The sequence below is a fragment of the Saccharothrix sp. HUAS TT1 genome (assembly GCF_040744945.1).
Classification (GTDB): Bacteria; Actinomycetota; Actinomycetes; order Mycobacteriales; family Pseudonocardiaceae; genus Actinosynnema.
In genome coordinates, this window is sequence record NZ_CP160453.1 from 4,642,501 (window position 1) to 4,661,243 (window position 18,743).

Annotated in this window: 14 protein-coding genes and 3 pseudogenes; 11 read left to right on the forward strand and 6 right to left on the reverse strand. The window is 72.5% G+C overall.

What is annotated here, in order from left to right:
- Positions 1 to 26 precede the first annotated feature (26 nt).
- A pseudogene (locus AB0F89_RS22140) lies at positions 27 to 1,267 on the reverse strand (ISL3 family transposase); the annotation flags it as partial.
- A 218-nt stretch (positions 1,268 to 1,485) separates the two neighbouring features.
- Here AB0F89_RS22140 and AB0F89_RS22145 point away from each other — a divergent pair.
- Positions 1,486 to 2,844, forward strand: a complete 1,359-nt coding sequence (locus tag AB0F89_RS22145; protein ID WP_367127452.1) for an alpha/beta hydrolase family protein — start codon at positions 1,486 to 1,488, stop codon at positions 2,842 to 2,844.
- A 344-nt stretch (positions 2,845 to 3,188) separates the two neighbouring features.
- Positions 3,189 to 3,500, forward strand: a pseudogene (locus tag AB0F89_RS22150) (helix-turn-helix transcriptional regulator); the annotation flags it as partial.
- A 66-nt stretch (positions 3,501 to 3,566) separates the two neighbouring features.
- Here AB0F89_RS22150 and AB0F89_RS22155 read toward each other — a convergent pair.
- The gene (locus AB0F89_RS22155; protein ID WP_367138966.1) at positions 3,567 to 4,487 is read right to left on the reverse strand and encodes a hypothetical protein; all 921 of its coding nucleotides are present in this window, start codon (positions 4,485 to 4,487) and stop codon (positions 3,567 to 3,569) included.
- 343 nt (positions 4,488 to 4,830) lie between these two features.
- Between AB0F89_RS22155 and AB0F89_RS22160 the strand changes: the two genes are divergently transcribed.
- The 5 genes and pseudogenes from AB0F89_RS22160 (at position 4,831) to AB0F89_RS22180 (ending at position 8,338) form a co-directional block, all read left to right on the forward strand.
- Positions 4,831 to 5,961: a SagB/ThcOx family dehydrogenase gene (locus AB0F89_RS22160; RefSeq protein ID WP_367127453.1), complete on the forward strand. Its 1,131-nt coding sequence runs from the start codon at positions 4,831 to 4,833 to the stop codon at positions 5,959 to 5,961.
- Between the two features lie 116 nt (positions 5,962 to 6,077).
- Positions 6,078 to 6,254, forward strand: a complete 177-nt coding sequence (locus AB0F89_RS22165; RefSeq protein WP_367127454.1) for a hypothetical protein — start codon at positions 6,078 to 6,080, stop codon at positions 6,252 to 6,254.
- 50 nt (positions 6,255 to 6,304) lie between these two features.
- Entirely contained in the window at positions 6,305 to 6,991 is a 687-nt protein-coding gene (locus tag AB0F89_RS22170; RefSeq protein WP_367127455.1) for a hypothetical protein, read from the forward strand.
- Between the two features lie 342 nt (positions 6,992 to 7,333).
- A pseudogene (locus tag AB0F89_RS22175) lies at positions 7,334 to 7,612 on the forward strand (transposase family protein); the annotation flags it as partial.
- 324 nt (positions 7,613 to 7,936) lie between these two features.
- The gene (locus AB0F89_RS22180) at positions 7,937 to 8,338 is read left to right on the forward strand and encodes a methyltransferase (RefSeq protein ID WP_367127456.1); all 402 of its coding nucleotides are present in this window, start codon (positions 7,937 to 7,939) and stop codon (positions 8,336 to 8,338) included.
- Between the two features lie 359 nt (positions 8,339 to 8,697).
- On the opposite strand, the gene AB0F89_RS22185 is transcribed toward AB0F89_RS22180, so the two are convergent.
- Positions 8,698 to 9,738, reverse strand: a complete 1,041-nt coding sequence (locus AB0F89_RS22185; protein ID WP_367127457.1) for a methyltransferase — start codon at positions 9,736 to 9,738, stop codon at positions 8,698 to 8,700.
- Between the two features lie 67 nt (positions 9,739 to 9,805).
- Complete coding sequence (locus tag AB0F89_RS22190) at positions 9,806 to 10,555, reverse strand: AAA family ATPase (RefSeq protein WP_367127458.1); 750 nt, start codon at positions 10,553 to 10,555, stop codon at positions 9,806 to 9,808.
- A gap of 168 nt (positions 10,556 to 10,723) precedes the next feature.
- Here AB0F89_RS22190 and AB0F89_RS22195 point away from each other — a divergent pair, with 168 nt between their 5' ends.
- Both AB0F89_RS22195 and AB0F89_RS22200 read left to right on the forward strand, forming a co-directional pair.
- Positions 10,724 to 11,488, forward strand: a complete 765-nt coding sequence (locus tag AB0F89_RS22195) for a hypothetical protein (protein ID WP_367127459.1) — start codon at positions 10,724 to 10,726, stop codon at positions 11,486 to 11,488.
- The gene (locus AB0F89_RS22200; protein WP_367127460.1) at positions 11,485 to 13,758 is read left to right on the forward strand and encodes an ImmA/IrrE family metallo-endopeptidase; all 2,274 of its coding nucleotides are present in this window, start codon (positions 11,485 to 11,487) and stop codon (positions 13,756 to 13,758) included. The genes AB0F89_RS22195 and AB0F89_RS22200 overlap by 4 nt, the downstream gene beginning before the upstream one ends.
- A gap of 13 nt (positions 13,759 to 13,771) precedes the next feature.
- Here AB0F89_RS22200 and AB0F89_RS22205 read toward each other — a convergent pair whose 3' ends face one another.
- Together AB0F89_RS22205 and AB0F89_RS22210 are read right to left on the reverse strand one after the other, a co-directional pair.
- Complete coding sequence (locus AB0F89_RS22205) at positions 13,772 to 14,371, reverse strand: hypothetical protein (RefSeq protein WP_367127461.1); 600 nt, start codon at positions 14,369 to 14,371, stop codon at positions 13,772 to 13,774.
- A complete protein-coding gene (locus tag AB0F89_RS22210) occupies positions 14,287 to 14,736 on the reverse strand; it encodes a hypothetical protein (protein WP_367138968.1) in 450 nt (149 codons plus the stop codon). The genes AB0F89_RS22205 and AB0F89_RS22210 overlap by 85 nt, the downstream gene beginning before the upstream one ends.
- On the opposite strand from AB0F89_RS22210, the gene AB0F89_RS22215 reads away from it, so the two are divergent.
- Together AB0F89_RS22215 and AB0F89_RS22220 are read left to right on the forward strand one after the other, a co-directional pair.
- Entirely contained in the window at positions 14,678 to 14,914 is a 237-nt protein-coding gene (locus AB0F89_RS22215) for a hypothetical protein (protein WP_367139175.1), read from the forward strand. The genes AB0F89_RS22210 and AB0F89_RS22215 overlap by 59 nt on opposite strands.
- A gap of 497 nt (positions 14,915 to 15,411) precedes the next feature.
- Positions 15,412 to 18,666 (forward strand): DUF4082 domain-containing protein, encoded by a 3,255-nt coding sequence (locus tag AB0F89_RS22220; RefSeq protein ID WP_367127462.1) that lies wholly within the window; start codon positions 15,412 to 15,414, stop codon positions 18,664 to 18,666.
- The last annotated feature ends 77 nt before the right edge of the window (positions 18,667 to 18,743 follow it).

The following is an 18,743-nucleotide window of genomic DNA, read 5'->3' on the forward strand; positions in this document are numbered from 1 at the left end:
TGGCCGGTGGTGACACAGAGCATCTGTCAGGGCAGGAGAACGCGGTGGCGGAGCAGGTCGAATCCGGTACGCCCGTGCATCTGCCTCATGATCCTCTTGGTGCGGGTGTTGACGGCGCGGGCCGTCGCGATCCACTCGGTGAGTTTCACGTCGTTGCCCGCGGCCGGTGTCAACAGGGCGGCGAAGCCGCGCACCAGATCGGCGAGTGCGGTCATCTCCGGGCACGCCATGGTGATCTTCTCCAGCAGGGCCGTGTCCTTCGGGCGCAGGTTGTCGGCTTTGGTGAGCAGGAGGCGGCTGGCGTGACGGGAGGTCGTGACCGGGCGGTCGCCTTCGGCGCGACCCTGGTTGAGGTAACGGACAAGCAGGTTGGCGCTGCCGGTGTAGCCCGATTCCCGGATTTCCGCGAGCAGGTGGGTGACGGGGACCGCGGGGTCGGCCGCGCGGCGGGCACGCGGATGGTCACGGTAGGGGTCGGGCGGTAGGCGGGAGCGATGCGCGACGCGTGGGGTTCGGGCATGCGTGCATACCGTTTGGCCGTATTGAGGGTGACGCCGAGGCGCCGTGAGCAGTCGAGCAGGCCGACGCCCCGGCTGAGCAGGTCGTGGACCTTGTTCCAGCGGTCGCGGACGGTCTGCTCGTGAACTCCGCCTGGGCGGGGTGGGTTGACGGTGGCCCAGCACCCGGCGTGCGCGCGGACCTCGACCAGGACCTTGTCGCAGAGATTGCGCCACAGATGCCATTGATCACTGACCTGCACCGCGTCGGGCAGGACGCGGCGGACGGCCTCGGCGTAGGTGGCCGACCCGTCCCGACACACGACCTCGACACCGGAATGCTCGCGCAGCCACGACTCCGGGGTGGCCGCGTCACGGCCGGGCAGGACCTCGACACGTCGACCGGTCTGGGCATCGATGACGATCGTGGCGTAGCGGTGGCGTCGGCGCAGGGCGAAGTCGTCCACGCCGATCACCCGGGGGACCTTCGGTTCGGGCAGTGGCAGGCGCCGTAGACGGCGCAACGCCGTGCTGCGGGACACGGGCACGGCGAGGAGGTCGGTCAGGCGTGCGGCCGCCCGGCCGCATAATTCCTGCGCCACTTGGTATATCTGCCGGACAAGCCGCACCGCGCGGCGCTGGTGGCGCTCCGGCAGTCCGGGAACCTGTTCCCGGAAGGTCTGCCGTCGACAGCCCAGGGCTGGGCAGACCAGCCGGCGTACGCGCAGCTGCACGACGGCTTGTTGGTTCCAGATGAGGATCGAAGCCACTGAGGTTCCGGGGGAACCCCAGGGTCATGCAACCGGCCTGCGCTCACCTGATGCCGCGAATTGCGCAACTCCTCCTGGAGCCGGTCGTTGTTGACGGTCGTTGCCGCAGGAGCAGATCATGAGTCTGCTCGCAGTGGTGCGTGTCGGGTGAGGTGCGAACCGGCCGAGCGGCGGTTCGCGGGTGGTGCCGACCTTCGAGCGGGACTGGGGAGACTTCGATGTCCGCAGTGCGCAACCTCGGTGCGGTGCTGGTGGCCGCGTCGGTGCTGGTGGCCGGCGCCCCTGCCGCGGTTGCCGGGCCACCGGATGTGGTGCCGTGCCTCGGAACAGCGGCTTGCACGTCCGGGCAGCTCCCCGACGGCACCCCGTACCAGTTCGCCAGGCCGGACCGGTGGAACGGCGTGGTGCTGGTCGACCTGGACTTCGCCGACGGCGGGCTGGGCACGCCGCTGACCGCGAGTCTCGTCCAGCGCGGCTACGCCGTGGGCGGCACGACCAGGACTGTCACCGGGTGGCGCATCGACCGGGCGATCGACAACCAGGCCGCCGCGCTCGCTCGTTTCGAGACGGCGTTCGGTTCCGCCCGGTGGGCGATCGCCGAGGGCCGTTCGATGGGAGGGTTCGTGGCCGCGGGCGCCGCGCAGGTCCACCCCGACCTGTTCGACGCCGCCGTGCCGTTCTGCGGCGGGCTCGGCGGTTCGGTCGGGCAGTGGAACCAGAAGCTCGACACCGTGTTCGCGCTGAAGACGTTGTTGTTCCGCGACAGCGCCCTGCCCGTGGTCGGGATTCCCGCTGACGTCGCCGGTGCGAGGCAGCAGTGGATCTCGGCCCTCGCCGGAGCGCAGGCCACCGCGGAGGGGCGGGCGCGCATCGCGCTCGCGTCCGCCATCGGCCAACTCCCGGGCTGGGGGCTCGCGGCGGACGGCACCGCGCCGCCGGTGCCGGCGTGGTGGGACGCGGCGGGCATCGAGAACGGCATGTACCAGGCGTTGGCAGGCGGTCCGCTGCCCTACGTCGGACAGGCGATGGGCAGCAGGCGCGCCATCGAGCAGCTGGCGGGCGGGAACCCCTCCTGGAACACGGGGGTCGACTACACCCGGCAACTCGCGTCGGCCGAACCCGCACAGCAGCTGGCCGTCGTGCGGCTGTACGCCCGAGCCGGGTTGGACCTGCGCGCCGACCTGGGGCGGTTGGCCGCGGCTCCCCGCGTCGCCGCCGACCCCGCTGCCGTGTCGAACCTGTCCAGGGGGATCGTGTTCACGGGTGACGTGCGCGTGCCGGTCCTCACGGTCAACGGGCTCGGTGACCAGATCTCCACCGTGGCGCAGCAGCAGTCCTACGAGGCGCTGGCCCACCGCGAGGGCAACGGCCGGCTCGTGCGCCAGACGTACGTGCGGACAGCCGGGCACTGCACGTTCACCGTCGGCGAGCAGGTCGCCGCGATCGACCGGATGTCGCAGCGGTTGCGGACGGGCGGCTGGCCCGACCTCTCGCCCCGTGCCATGAACGGGCTCGCGGGCGACGGCCGGTACGTCGACCACGTCCCACCCGTGTTCAACCGGCTGTTCGCGGGCTGACGAACACCCGTCGACCGGATCGGCGATGTCGGAAGTGCGATCAGAGCTCCGCTGAAGATGACCTGGATGCCCGCGTCGGCGAGGACGGCGCCGAGTTCTCCACGGATACGGCGGTAGCCCACGTGGGCTTCCCCCGTGCCGGTCGCAGCGCCAGGAGCCGGAGCCGATGGAGCGTGGCGGCCGGGAGTCGGTGCAGCCGTGCCGCGAGGAACGTCCGGTCGCTGGGGGAGAACCGCGGACAGGCGTTGCCCAGCCGGCGCTCCGGACGCCGTGTCGACGGATGGCGCGATGGACCTGCGCCCGCGCCCGCAAGTACCTCGGCCCGGCAAGCTGGACACGGCTTCAACCTGCGGACCGCGCACGAGCTCCTGTCCGGTGCGGGGCTCGAGGCGTTCGCCCGCCGCGCCGCCGACGAGCTGCGCGCCACCGGCGAGACCGCGCGCAGCCGCTCCGGACAGGCTCGCGACCAGCTCACCATGCAGGAGCTGCACATCGCCCGGCTGGTCGCGTCGGGAGCGACCTCGAAGGAGGTCGCCGCCCAGCTGTTCATCAGCCCCCGCACGGTCGACACCCACCTGCGCAACATCTTCCGAAAGCTGGGGATCACCTCCCGGAGGCAGCTCCGGGAGCTGCCCGGCCCGCGGCCGTCCACTTAGGTCCGGCTCGTGGCACGAGGATCACCTTGTCGGCGACCGTGCGGGACTCGGCACGGGCCGGTGCCTTCATCGGCGCCGAGCGCGGCGACGCTCCCGCCGGGGTGCAGCCCGGCCAGCCGGTGCCCCCTCTGCCACGCGGTGACTCCACCTGGCCCGCGAGGGCCACAGCCGGCCACCGTCGCTCGTGCTGACCGGCACCGACCGCGGGGTGCGGTTCAGCCGTTCGGTCAACGATGCGACATCGGGATCGTTCGGGTACCGGCCGGTGGTGGTCCGCAGGTCCGCGACGAGGGACTGCTCGAACCATGCCCTTTCGGCCGCGGTCTGCCGGACCGGGCATTCCGCTGTTCGAACTGGGTGATCATGGCGTTCCGGTCCTCGGCGCCGGCCCGGGAGGGGCCCCCAGGTCGCCGCGAACAACGAGTTCCAGTACAGCAATTGCCAGGGCGCGTCGTACACGGCCAGTGGGCTGGCGCTGAGCTGGTCGGCGACTCGGCGCACACTGATCGGAACAAGCCCGGGGACGCGATCCGGATTGGCGGTATGCCCGGCCAGGCGCAGCAGGTGGGCTCCTCGTCGGTCAACTGCAGGGCGCGTGCCAGTGCTGAGCACACCTGGGCCGACGGGGTCGTCACTCGGCCTTGGTTGTCGTACGACTGTGACGGGGCGTCCGGCGATGAGATCCCCAGGGCGGCCTCCGATTCGTCGTGATGTAGAGCGTGCGTTCTGGAATGCGATCGCCGAAGGGGTGTCCACTGAAGACGCGGCTGTCGCGTGCGGAGTGTAGGGGCTCGCGATGCGTGCCACCAGCAGGTCGACGGCGAGCAGGGCCATCTCCTCGGCGGGCATGTCGGCGGTCGGGGTTGTGCCCGATGACGTCGCCGCAGTGCTGGCGGTCGCGGTGAACAGGTCGGGGGCACAGTGGGACGTTTGTGCGGCAAGGGGAGGTTCCAGGACCTCACGGGGGGATCTGTCCCGGGTTGGCATGTCGAGACGGGCGTCGATTGTCACTGGATCGGGTTGTCTTGGGCGGGTGTGGGGATGGTGTCGGTGACGGCGGGAACCCTGAAGTGCACGTCTTCTGCTTCGATGTGACAAGGGGGGAGGTGAGGATCGTGCGCAGGATTCCGATGAAGGCCCGTCCGGTTGTCCGCCCGGAACGGGTCGCTGGTGGACACCCGTGGCAGGAGTTCAACTTCAAGAAGAAGTAACGGCTGGTGTCGGCTAGTTCGGAGGGTCGGGCCCGTGCACGCGGGCCCGGCCCCTCATCGTGTGGCGCTTGCACCGTGTCCCCGCCGGAGTTCTGTTCCGCGCGCCCTTTGGAGCCGTCATGCGTCTGCGTCGTGCGAGCTGTCTGACCTGCTACTGGTTCGAGGGGGAGTTCGTCGTGCACCCTTACCCCGGCGGCACGCCCACGGCGTTGCACCCGGCGGCGGCGGAGGTCCTGGCCGCGTTCGACGACTGGATCGAGCCCGTCAAGGCCGCCGAGGAGTTGGACCACCTCACCCCGGACACCGTCGCCGAGGCCGTGCAGGCTCTGCACGAGGCGGGAGCGCTGCTCGCCGAGGGCGACGACGAGGCAGACCGCGACGAGCAGGTGGCCCGCCAGTGGCGGGAGTGGGCACCCGAAGCGTCGTTCTTCCACTACGCCACCCTGGACAACCGGTACGCCCAAGACGACCGCGGGCAGACCGACCCAGAGGAGCAGGCGGACACCTCCGTGGCGGCCGAGGACGGCCCGCGGCACACCCTGTTCACCGAATACCCCGACGCCGACCGCGTGATGCTGCCCCGCCCGCACGCCGACCTGCGCCTGCCCTACGACCAGGTGCTCTACGCGCGCCGCACCCACCGTGACTTCACCGACGACCCGGTGCCGCTGTCGACCCTGGCCACCCTGCTCTCGACGGTGTTCGGCCCGGTCGACTACATCGACTCCGGCTCGGGCGCGCTGTTCCGCCGCACCAGCCCCGCCGGCGGCGCCCGCCAGGAACTCGACGCCTACCTCGGCGTCCTCAACGTCACCGGTGTCGACCCCGGCATGTACCACTACAACCTGCGCGAGCACTCCCTGGAACTGCTCTCGCCCGGCCTGGACCGCGACGAGGCGGTCGTGCTGGGCGCCAACCAGAAGTGGGTCGGCGAAGCCGCGTTCCTGGTGGTGCTCACCGCCGTCATCGACCGGATGAGCAGCAAGTACCGCATCCCGCGCTGCTACCGGGTCTGCCTGCTCAACGCGGGCCACCTCGGCCAGACCTTCGCCCTCACCGCCACGGCCCTGGGACTGGGACCCGCCCAGACCGGCGCCTTCAGCGACGTCCCCGTCGCCGAACGCCTGGGACTGGACAACATCGGCCGCATCCCGCTCTACGTCCTCGCCGCCGGAGTACCCCACCCCCACCCCACCCAAAGAGCCCCGCAGGCGACCGCGGACACCTTCAAGACCACCACCCTGCGCTGAACCCCATGTCGACGACGGCGAGACCAGGCCGACTACCGGTCCAGGGACCGCCCGCACCGGTACGGCCTTCGGACGCGGTCGGCTCCGAGCCGGCCTACCGATGAGCCGGCGTGTGAGTGGTCGACGGGGTGCCGGCGGTCCAGGCACACGAGGAGCTGTTGTTCGCCCTGGTGGAGGACTTCGCGCCGTCAGGGCGCGTGGACCAGCTCCGGCGGCTCGTCGACCGCCTGACCGACGACGAACCGGCCCTGCCCGACGGGGTGCGGGACCTGCGGGCCGACCAGCCCCGCTGAAGCTCTCACCGTGGCCGGCGCTCTCCGACCAGGGAGAAGCCGACCTGCCCGTGGCGCAGGCGGTGTCCGGGGCCTGTGACAAGGCATCGAAGTGCAAGGACTCCCCGGCCTCGGCACAGGACCTGATTGAGGGCTCCCAAACGCTGTTCGCTATAGCGTTGGAGGGTGACCGGACCGGCGACAAGGACGAAATTCTGGCCAATCTCGAGGAGGTGGTCAACGGCGTCAAGGTGTTGTGGACGGCGCTGAGCAAGGGCATTGACCACGCCCAGGCCGTGCTCGACGCGATCCAGGGAACAGACCAACGGCACTCTCATCGGCCGCGCGGTCAGGACGACCGGCAGTCGGTCGGCGCCGACTCGACCATCGGCTTGGGCGCGGTCCGCTACGCGGGAGCCGTCGAGACCGATCCCGACCACGGCGAGTGGTTCAGCAAGGGCGACCGGGTGAACCCTGACGGCGTCGAGTTCGCCTACTTCGGCACCGGCCACGCCTGGCCCGCGGACTCCGAGGTTCCCTGGACGTCGTGCGTGACGCCTTCGCGCTGCTCCTGGCCACCGGGGGACGACGGCCCACTTGTGCGGTGTGGCAGCCCTGGAGCTGACCGATCCGGAACGTCGCCAAAGACTGGTTGCCCGCTGTCCCTGCGTGCGTGTGGTCCAACGGACCGTTCAGCAAGGAACCAAACCACTGGTCAGCTTCACCGAGGTGGCCGAGCACGCCGGTTCGCTGCATGACGGACGAAGTGGTCGTGAGCGCCGGCTTGGTGCTGTGCGTGACGACAAGCGTGATCTATGAGACGAAGGTGAACGCGGTCATGAGCTGGCGGCGCGTAGCCACTTCGCCACCTTCAGCTGTCAGCACACCCTGGCCTTCTCCTGGATCGGGGCGAACATGCACGACACGCTCGAAGCACCCTCGACAGGAGACTGAACACTCACGTCCAAAGCCTTTGATCCATCAGCCCTTTCCAACCTGGTGGTGGCAGGCCGGAGACATGGCGAAGCTCCTGGTAGATGACTTCTCGACCAAGAGCAAGGCCATCGCCAGGAGCTTTGTGTGCTTGTCCACCCATCCGCGTCGGCCTGGCCACCGTCTGCCGCTACATCCACGAAGCCGTCCAACTCCTGGCCGCACTGGCACCGGACCTGGCCGACGCGGTGAAGGTCGCTGCGCGCAAGGCCTACGTCATCCTCGACGGCACCCTGCTGCGCATCGACCGCGTCGCCGCCGACCGGCCATACCACTCGGAAAAGCACAAGCGCCACGGCATGAACGTCCAAGTCCTCGTCGACCCCGCGGGGCGACTGCTGTGGACCTCGCCCGCACTGCCCGGCTCGGCCCACGACCTGTCGGCTACCTGCACTCGGCGGCGTTGCGGGCGGCGGCGATGAACCTCGCCGACCACCTGCGGGACGGCCCGCGCGCGGTGGCCGAGCTCGCCGAGCTGACCGGGTTCGCGGCGTCCGCCATCCACCGGGTGCTGCGGCTGCTCGCGACCAGGGGCGTGTTCAGCGAGGTCGAGCCGGGCCGGTTCCGGTTGACGCCGCCGGTGGCGGCGGCGTGCCCGATCCCGCCGGGCGCGACCGTGGTCGACGTGGGCGGCGGCCAGGGCGGGTTGCTGCTGGAGGTGCTGCGGCGCGACCCGTCCGCGCGCGGCGTCCTCTTCGACCCGGGCCCACGTGCTGGGCGGCAACCGCCTGAGCGCGGCGGCCGACCTCGCGGACCGCTGGCGGCCGGTGGCGGGCGACTTTCTGGAGGAGGTCCCGGCGGGCGACGTCCTGCTGCTGAAACGGGTCACGCACGACTGGGACGACGACACCTGCCTGCGAATCCTGCGGAACTGCCGCGCCGCGCTGCGACCGGGCGGCCGGATCCTGGTGGTCGACGCGGTCCTCCCGGCGGGCGACGTGCCGCACCAGGCCAAGGTGCTGGACCTGCTGATGATGACCGTGCTGCCCGGCCACGAGCGCACGGAGGAGCAGTTCCGCCGGTTGTTCCGGGAGGCGGACCTGAGCCTGGAATCCATCACCCCCGTGCGCGCGATGCCGGTTTCGGTACTGGAAGTCGGGCCGGTCTCCTGACATCGCGGAAATCACTGTGAACAGGGGCGGGAAGCGAACCTGCTCCTACCCGGCAGGGACGACGACCGGGCACCAGGCCGTCGGCCTCGCCAGCGGGCTCGACGAGCGGCGGACGGGGTTCGCCGTCGAGCACCGATTGATCGACGCGCACGCCGCCGTTCGCGCCGATCCGCCGCCGCCGGTGGGCGTCCGTATGCCGCAGACCGGGACTGCGATGACGACCCCGCCGTCCCGGGTGTGACTGCACCCTCACCGGCAGTGGCGGATCGACCTACCGCATCACCGGGGCGGGCGACGTCGTCACTGGCGCCCCCGCCTGACCGCGTGACCGCGTGACCGGACGACGGCGCGACGTCCGGTCACGCGGGGACGCCCTCGACGATCGACAGCCGGGTGCCGGTGGGCAGCACCCGGCCCAGGCGCAGGCCGGCGCGGGCGAACAGGGCCTCGAAGTCGGCGCGGGTGCGCTCCCGCCCGGTGAAGGAGCTCATCATGAGCAGGTCGATGACCTTGCCCGGGTCGGGGTCGTTGCCGGGCGGGATCACCGCGTCCACGACCAGGACGCGACCGCGCTCGGACACCGCTCGTCGGCACTGGCGCAGGATGCGCAGGCTGTGCTCGTCGTCCCAGTCGTGCAGGATCCGCTTGACCAGGTAGACGTCGCCGGCCGGCGCCCCGGTGAAGAAGTCGCCCGCGACGAGGTCCCAGCGGTCGTCCGCGCCGAGTTCGCCGAGCCGGTGCCCGTCCAGCACGTGCTGCTGGTCGAACAGCACGCCGCGCAGCCCGGGGTGCTCCCGCAGCACGGCCAGCAGCAGGCCGCCGTGACCGCCGCCGACGTCCACGACCGTGGCGCCGTCCGGGAAGTCGTAGGCCCGCGCGACGAGCGGGCTCTCCGGGTCCGACATCGAGGCCATGCCGACGTGGAAGACCGCGGCGGTGTCGGGGTCGCTCGCGAAGTGGTCGAAGAACGGCATCCCGAACAGCCGCTCGAACTGCGAGGTCCCGGTGCGGGCGGTCTCGTCCAGCTCGCCGGCGGGTCGCCAGAATGTCTTGTCGGTGAGCATCAGGACCGCCGGCTGGAACGACGCGGGCACGTCGGTGCGCAGCAGTTCCGCCGCGGGGGTGAGCGCGAACCGCCCGCCGTCGTCCTCGGCGAAGATGCCGCGGGTGGCCAGCAGCCGCAGCACCCGGTGCAGGTTCAGCGGGTCGGCGCCGACCGCCGCGGCCAGCTCGGCGACCGGGCGCGGCCCGTCGACCAGGTGGTCGGCGACCCGCAGCACCGCCGCGGCGCGCAGGGCGGCCGGGTACAGGTAGCTCATCGCCAGGTCCATCAACGCGAAGCGGGCATCCGCTTCGCCCGGTCGCGGGTCGGGTTCCGGGCCGTTCTCAGCGGTAGTCACCTAGAGCACTGTATTGATTACCCAAGGTGATGTCGATGCGCGCTTGTCGGGGATGTGCGCCCCTGGATCACTCATCGTCCAGCAGGTGGCGCAGGAACCGGTCCGGCGCGGCGAGGAAGCCGCGGGTCAGGGCGACCGGGTCGGCCTCGTCGTAGCCGACCCGCTCGATCCGGCCGTCGCCGTCGATCTGCAGGATCAGCGCGCCGGGCACGGCGAGCAGGACCGGCGAGTGCGTCGCGATGACGAACTGGCAGTTCTGCCGGGTCAGCTCGGCGATCCGCGCGACCAGCGCCAGGCAGCCGCGCACCGACAGCGCGGCCTCCGGCTCGTCCAGCAGGTACAGCCCGTTCGGCCCGAACCGGTGGGTGACCAGGTCCAGGAAGGACTCGCCGTGCGAGCGCTCGTGCGGCGACACGCCGCCGTAGGACGCCAGCAGCGGCGCGCCGTCCGCGTCCAGCCGCTCGATCTCGGTGGCGACGTTGTAGTACGACTCGGCTCGCAGGAAGAACCCGGTCCGCGGCTTGCGCGGGCCCCAGCGCAGGACCAGGTCGTCACCGAGACCGGACTCGGTCGCCCTGGTGGCGAACCGGAACGACTGCGACCCGCCCTCTGCGTTGAACCCGACCGCCACCGCGATCGCCTCCACCACCGTGGACTTGCCGCTGCCGTTGTCACCGACCAGGAACGTCACCGCGGGGTCGAGGTCCACCCCACCCGACCGGTCCAGCTCACGCACGACCGGCAAGGTGTAGGGGTAGCGGCCGGTGCCGGCGTGCGGGTGCAGGCGCACGTGCTGGACGAACCCACCGGGACCCACGGCCGTCACCCTAGTGCGCCACTCGGTCCGGGAATCGCCCCCATGTGACTCGGCCGGGAGGAGTTCACCCGAAGGTGTCTGATTCGTGTCGAGAACTGAAGTGCGCTGATAACTTCCCCGCGTCGATCTGAAGTTGCTGGAGGGTGTGGCGTGTCGGAAGTGGTTGGCATGGCTTGGGCGCGTGCCGTCCTGGGCGTCGAAGGTCCCTACTTCAGGTCGGTGATCCCGGCGGTGCTCGCCAAGGCGCACGACGAGCACGCCGCGACCCAGCTCTCCTCGGGCCTGACCCAGTCGGTGCACTACGGCGCGATGTGGCTCGGCGTGCCGAACGCGCTGGTGGCCGGGTTCAGCGGGGTCGCGGGCGTCCGGCCGCACCGGATCGTCGGCGGGCAGTACGACCTGCCGGTCGTCGAAGGGGTGCCGGTGATCCCGTGGCGCTACGCGCGGAACTCGCGGACCAGGATCGACTGGGTGCGCTTCGGGCGTCCCCGCTCGCGGTACGCCGGCGCGCTGTTCGAGCACGTGGACGTGCCGCTGGAACTGGACTTCGGCGAGCGCGGCTTCGGCGACGAGGTGGTCGGGAGGTTGCCGTCGGCCGCGCGGCGCGAACTGGCCTCCCACGAGGCGGCGATCACGGTCCCGAACGCCGACGGCGGCATCGCGGCGGTGGTGGCGTACGCCTCGATCCCGGAGGCGCTGCTGCGCTGCCACCTCGGTTACGCGGAGCTGAAGCCGGACGGCTTCCTGCGGTGGCACTTCCGGGAGGAGTTCCGGCTCGACCACGCCCGGCTCGACCACGCCCGGCTCGCGGCCCCGGCACGCGATCGCGGGATGGCGTTCGACACCGGCGAACCGGAAGACCTCCCGCTGCGCCACCGGACGCGGCGGGAAAGCGCGCCGGTCGCGCGGCCGACCGCCCGTCGAGACCGATGAGCCGGCGCACCGGGCAGCCGTTCCCCGCGGAGGACCTGTCGGCCAGGGCCGTGGCGGACGCCTTCGACCCCGCCCGGCTGACCCAGCTCCGCCTGCTCGCCGGCCTCACCAAGCAGGAGGTCGCCGACGTCATGCGGGTCTCGGCGGCGGCGGTGGGGCAGTACGAGGGCGCGGTCACCCACCCGCGGCCCGACCACCTGGAGAAGCTGGCCGACCACCTCGGCTACCCGGTCGCGTTCTTCGCTACCGGCCGCCCGCACGTCCGGCTGGACGCCTCCGGGGTGCACTTCCGCAGCCTCCGCGCCACCAGGGCGTCGCAGCGCGCGCGAGCGGTCGCGCACGTCGAGCAGTTGTGGGAGTTGACGCACGCCCTGGAGATCCGGGTGGAACTGCCGAAGGTCGACCTGCCGACCTCCGCCGCCGCGCCGGAGGTCGCGGCCGGCGAGCTGAAGCGGCGCTGGGGGCTGGGGCCGGGGCCGGTCCGGCACCTGGTGCGGACCATGGAGGCGCACGGGATAGTCGTCTCGCAGTGCGGCGCGGGCGAGGAGGGGACGGCGGGCGTCGGCACGTTCGGCACGTCGCGGCTGCCCCGGCCGATCATCGTCATCACGGCCGACCGGACCGCCGACGTCCACGACCTCCGCTTCGCCGCCGCGCACGAACTCGGCCACCTGGTGCTGCACCACGAGGCGGCGCCGGGGGACGCGGCGCAGGAACGCGGTGCGGACCGGTTCGCCGCCGAACTGCTGATGCCCGCCGCCGAGCTGGCGGACGAGCTGCCGACCCGCCCGCGGGTCGTGGTCCTGGACGCCCTCGGCGAGTTCTGGGGCGTCCCGCCGGCGGCCCTGGTCAAGCGGGCCAGGGAACTCGGGGTGATCTCGGAGGTGTCGGCCAGGCGGGCTCGGCAACGCCTCCAGGAGGTCGGGGCGACCGGGCAGCGGCGGACCCGGTCGGTCGACCACTACCCGGGCGAGAGGTCGACGTTGCTGCGCGGCGCGTTCGAACTGGCGGAGCAGCACGGCCTGACGCGGCGGGACCTCGCCCGCGAGCTGGTCTGGCCGCTGTCCCGGCTGCGGGGTCTGCTCGGGGTCGCCGACGACCGCCCGCAGCTCCGCCTGGTGGTCCCGGCCGAGCCCGTCGCACCCGCGGTGGCGGTCGAACCGGCCGCCGGTCGGCTCGCGCCCGGCCGGTGGCTGCCGGTCGGCGACGACGGTGTGCCGGCCCACCTGCGCCGGCAGGGCGCCCACGTGCCCGCGCCGCTGCCGTCGGACCTCGCCCTGCCCACCTCCGCGCACCGCCTCCTGGCGCTGGCGGAACACGCGCTCGGCAGGCTGGACGAGGCGGTTCGGCACCTGCCGGACCCGGCGGCGTTCCACGAGCTCCAGCGCCTCCGCGACGTGCGCGCGCAGTGGCCCGCGGTCGGCTTGGCCGAACTGCTGGTGGAGCGCCGTTCCGGCTCCTGCTCGTCCCTGAACACGACGATGGACGCATTCCGGAGCGCCGAGGAGGAGTTGATGCGCGGCAAGGAGCCCGATGTCGATTCGCTCCGCCGGCTCGGCGCGGCCTTCACGGGGGACGACCGGGTGCGGACCGGCGTCGGGTGGCTCAGCGCCGGGGGGAAGCAGGACGCCTACCTCCTCACCGCGTCCGGCGCCCCGCTGCTCGCGGCACTGGAGCAGTGGGCGACCTGGGTGCGCGCGGCGCCGGGGCTGCCGCGCCTCGCCAAGGTCGCGCTGGCGCACGCCCAACTGGAGCTGCTGCAACCGTTCCCCACCGCCAACGGCCAGGTCGCCCGCGCGTTCTCGGTGCTGGAACTGATCCGGAACGGCCTGGTGCGCGGCCACGTGCTGCCGCTGTCCGAGTGGCGTCACGACGTCCACCACCGGCGCCTCCGCGCGCTCGTGGACGGCGGACCGGTCCACGAGTGGGTCGAGTCCTACGTCCGCGACCTCCGAGACCTCGCGCTCGCGCAGATCGGGTTGATCGACGACCTGGAGGGACTGCGCCGCGACTTCCAGGCGCGGCTGTCGCCGTCGCCGGTCGTGCGTCGCGTCATCGGCGCGCTGATGACCTCGCCGGTCTTCACGGCTCGGGACCTGGGCGAGAAGTTCGGGTTGGCCCGTCGGACCGCGGCTCAGGTCCTGCGAGCCCTGGTGCAGCACGACATCGTGCGTCGACGCGGTTCGGGGGAGGTGGTGTACGCGTGCGATGCGGCGCTCGACGTCCTGTCGCGGTCTCGCGGATTCCCCTCGCACGGCCCGGACTCGTGAACCCGGGAGCGGGTCACGGGAGGCTGGTGGCGGGTTCAGGGCGGTGGACTCCGCGCGGGCGGTAGGGCAGGGCTTCGGCCAGACCGAGCAGGTCGGCTGGCAGCCAGGTGATCGCCGGCCACATCTCCGTGCCCCGCAAGCCCGGCGCGGTGACCGGCAGGCCGGCGGTGGTCGGGTACGGCGCGCGGAAGCCGAAGCCCGCGCCGTCCGTCCAGTGGTTCAGGGCGTCGGTGAGCAGTCGGCGCGCGACGGCGTCCACCTCGGCGGCGCGGTGGCCGGTGTGGCGGGTCAGCCGCAGCGGGTGGGCGACGTCGAGGACGTTGCAGGCGTTCTGCCGGTCCGGGGCGAAGAACCGGGCGTCGCGGACGTGCTCCAGGACGGTGTCGATCACCCGTTCCGGGCGCGGCACGGGCACGTCGAACCGGGCGAACGTGCCGCGTGCGGCGCGGTAGAAGCCGTTGACGACCTGGAGCAGGCCCTCGCCGGGCGTGGGTCGGCCCCAGGTGCCGGTGCGGGGGTCGGCGTTGGTCAGCAGCCACCCGAACAGGGCTTCGGTCGCGCCGCGCGCGCCGTGCCGCCGGTTCCAGTGCAGCGCGGTGCCGAGGGCGTCCACCCACGCCCCGGCTGCCCAGCAGCTCCAGCGCGTACCCGACGGACAGGACGTGGTAGGCGGCATCGGGGTCGGCCAAGCCGTTGACGACCGGTGCTGCGGAGCCGTCGGGCCGGAGGGCGCCGACCAGCCCGGTGACCGGGTCCTGCCACCCGCGCAACCGGTGGACCTGGTCCTGGACCGGCAGCTGGTCGGGCGCCCGGCCGAGCAGCAGGTCCGCGACCTCGACGGCGTCGCACTGGGCGCGGACGGTCGGCGCGACGCCCAGCCGGGTTGCCGCCGACGATCGCGCCCGCCGGGACGTCCTTGGTGACCACCGCACCCGCCGCGAGCACCGACCGGTCGCCGACCGACACCCCGTCCAGCACGACGACGTGCGACCCGATCCAGACGTCGTCGCCGATCGTGATGCCGCGCGAGCTGAGCGGTTGCCGGAACACCTCCGTGCCCGGGTCCGAGGTCGTGTGGTTGAACGCGAGGATCGACGTGTGCGCGCCGATCCGCACGGCATCGCCCAGCCGGACGTCGCCGCGCACCACGGCGTAGGGGTTGACGGTGCAGTCGCGCCCCGCGCGCAGCGATCCGCTCAGGTACGCGCCGGCGGCGACGTAACCGCCGTCGCCGAGCCGGAAGTCCTCGTTCTGCACCGAGGCCGGTTGGGAGACGAAGCAGCGCTCGCCGATCCGGTAACCCCGGTGCTCCACCAGCTCGCGCTGGACGTCGAGCCGGCGCTGCCCCGCCCCCTCGTCCGCCTCTTCCCAGAAGGTCCACGGCGAGTAGTCGAAGCGGGTCCGGTCGAACGGTCGCTCGCGGTCGGGGATCGCGGTCACGGTGGGGCGCCTCCGCAGTTTTCGGGGCTTCCGCAGAGCCCGCTTGCGCCACGAAGGCTATGCCGAACGGCATCAGGCGCAACGCGGTAACAGCGCCGTCCCGCGCCCCGATGGCGGTAGCGTCCGGGGCCGGCCAGGCTCTGCGAGAAGAGAGCGGGTCCGATGTCCTTACCCCGAGCGACACGGCTCAGATCCGGTACGACGGCAGTCAGGTTGTTCGCGGTCATCGCCTTCGCCGCCGCGCTGGTGGTCGCGCCGGGGACGTGGCGCGCACCGGTGGCGGTGGCCGCGACGCCCACCGCGTTCACCGACGTCCCGACGACGGCGACGGTCGGCACGCCGTACGCGTTCGCCGGCACCGTCGCCGACGAGAGCCCGGTCGCCGCCGTGGAGGTGTCCACCGACGGCGGCCTGACGTGGCGGCCGGCCGGGTGGCAGGTCGGGCAGTCGGCGTGGAGCCACCGGTTCACGCCGACCTCCTCCGGGACCGCGCAACTGCGGGTCCGCGCGCTCGACGCCGCGCAGAACACCGTCAGCCAGGCGGCCGTGGAGACGCCGGTCGCCGCCCGCGCCTGCCCGTGCGGGCTGTGGTCCGACGCCGACGTGCCGGCGACGCCGAGCGCGGCCGACGACGCGGCGCTCGAACTGGGCGTGAAGTGGCGGTCGACGTCCGACGGCCACGTGCGCGGCGTCCGGTTCTACAAGGGGCCCGGCAACACCGGCACGCACACCGGCTCGCTGTGGACCGCCACCGGCGACCGGCTCGCGACCGGCACGTTCCGCGACGAGACCGCGAGCGGCTGGCAGACCCTGGTCTTCGCCGCGCCCGTCGCGGTCACCCGCGACACCACGTACGTCACGTCCTACTTCGCCCCGAACGGGCGCTACTCGCACGACTGGGGCTACTTCGCCCAGTCCTCCCGCTACCTGGAGCCGCTGACCGGCCCGCAGTCCGGTGTCGACGGCCCCAACGGCGTGTTCCGCACCGGCGGCGGGTTCCCGAACACCGGGTTCGCCGACACCAACTACTGGGTCGACGTGGTGTGGGCGCCGGAACCCGGGGCGGACACCAGGGCTCCCGACCTGGTCGCCGCCACGCCGCCGGACGGCTCGGGCAGCGCCGCGCTGTCGACCCCCGTCACCGCCACCTTCGACGAACCGCCGGCGCCGGACTCGGTCGAGTTCACGCTCACCGGCCCCGACGGCGCGCTCGCCGGAACGGCCTCGTCGTCCGGCAACGGCAGGACCGCCCAGTTCCTCCCCGACGCCCCGCTGCCCGCCGGGGCGCCGATCACCGCGTCGGTCCGGGTCCGCGACGCCGCCGGCAACCAGACCGCCGCGCACACCTGGCGGTTCACCACCGGCAGGCCGCGCGCTGCGGAGTGCCCCTGCTCGCTGTGGGGCGACTTCGACGTGCCGGCCGTGCCCGCCTCCGACGACGCGCGGCCGATCGAGCTGGGCGTCAAGGTCCGGTTCGGCGGTCGCGGCGAGGTGACCGGCGTCCGGTTCTACAAGGGGCTCGGCAACACCGGCACGCACACCGGCTCGCTCTGGGCGTCGACCGGGGTCCTGCTGGCCACCGGCACGTTCACCGACGAGACCACGGCCGGCTGGCAGGTGCTGACCTTCGACCGGCCGGTGCCCGTCGAGCCCGGCGTCACCTACGTGGCGTCCTACCACGCGCCCGACGGCCGTTACGCGGCCACGCAGGGGCACTTCCGGGGCCAGACCGCCTACGGCCCGGTCACCGCCCCCGCCGACGGCGCGGTCGGCCCCAACGGGCTGTTCCGCTACGGCGACGGGTTCCCGACCGCCGGGCACCTCGCGTCGAACTACTGGGTCGACGTCGTCTACCGCAACGGCCTCGACGGCGACACCACCCGGCCGGTGCTGGACACCCGCGCGCCCGGCCCGGACGCGGCGGACGTGCCGCTGGACCGGGCGTTGACCCTCGGGTTCAGCGAAGCCGTCGACCCGCGGTCGCTGGTCGTCACGCTGGCCGACGGCGGTGGCGGGCTCCTGCACGGGACGGCGGCGCTCTCGGCCGACGGGCGAACCGCCACGTGGACGCCGAACGGCCCGCTCAAGCCCGGCACCCGCTACGTCGCGAGCGTGATGGCCGCCGACGTCAACGGCAACACCATGGCCGAGCCGGTCACCTGGCCGATCACCACCGAGCCCGCGGCGGCGTGCCCGTGCTCGCTGTTCAGCGCGGCGACCGTGCCCACGATCCCGTCCGCCGACGACAGCGGGCTGTACGAGCTGGGTGTCCGGTTCGCCGCGGCGCGCGGCGGCTGGGTCAACGGCGTCCGGTTCTACAAGGGGCCCGGCAACACCGGCACGCACACCGGCTCGCTGTGGACGTCCACCGGTGACCGGCTGGCGACCGGCACGTTCACCGACGAGACCGCGAGCGGCTGGCAGACGCTGACGTTCGCCCAACCGATCGCGATCAGGCGCGACACCACCTACATCGCCTCCTACACCGCGCCCAACGGGCGCTACTCGGCCGACCTGGGGTACTTCGACCGCCGCAACCCGGTCGTCTCGGCCCCGTTGAGCACGGCGGACGGCAGCCGGGCCGGTGTGTTCATCCCGGGCGGCGGTTTTCCCAACCGCACGTGGGGCGGCACCAACTACTGGGTCGACGTCGACCTCACCCCGTTCGACGACGTCACACCTCCCGTCCACAACGGACACGCGCCGGAGGACGGCAGCGTGGACGTCGGCCTGGAGCAGCCGCTCAAGGCCACCTACGACGAGCAGGTGAGCACCGTCGACTCGACGTTCCAGGTGCAGGACTCTCACGGCGTCACCATGCGCGGCACCCTCACCCGCGCCGACCGCGACCACTCCCTGGTCTGGACGCCGGCCGCGCCGCTGGTGCGCGGCACGACCTACACCGCGACCGTGCGGGCGGGCGACCTCTACGGCAACGTCGAGGCGGAGGCGACCACCTGGTCGTACACCACCGGCAACCCGCCGTGCCCGTGCTCGCTGTTCAGCGAGGCGGCGGTGCCGCAGGTGCACCAGCAGACCTACTACGGCGGCGTCGGCCTGGGCGTCAACTTCGTCCCGACCGTCGACGGCTTCGTGACGGGCGTGAAGTTCCACAAGTCGGCGGCCAACGGCGGTCAGCACGTCGGCGGCCTCTCCCTGCCGGACGGCACGCCCCTGGCGTCCCGCACGTTCACCGACGAGACGGCGTCGGGCTGGCAGTCCCAGTCCTTCACCACGCCGGTGCCGGTCACGGCGGGCACGACCTACCTGGTCTGGTACGAGACCTCCCAGGGCCACTACTCGGAGACCACCGACTACTTCCGCTCCGGCGGCGTCGACACACCCCAGCTGACCGCGCCCGCCTCCCCGAACGGGATGTCGGGCCGCATCCAGTCGTACCCGGCGTTCCCGAGGACCAGCACGGGCCACAACTTCTGGGTCGACCTGATCTTCACCACGACCCCGTAGTCCCGCCCGGGGGTCGCTGAACCGGACCGCGAGGGCCAGCCGACCCGCCCTCGCGGTCCGTTCGGCGCAGGCACGAG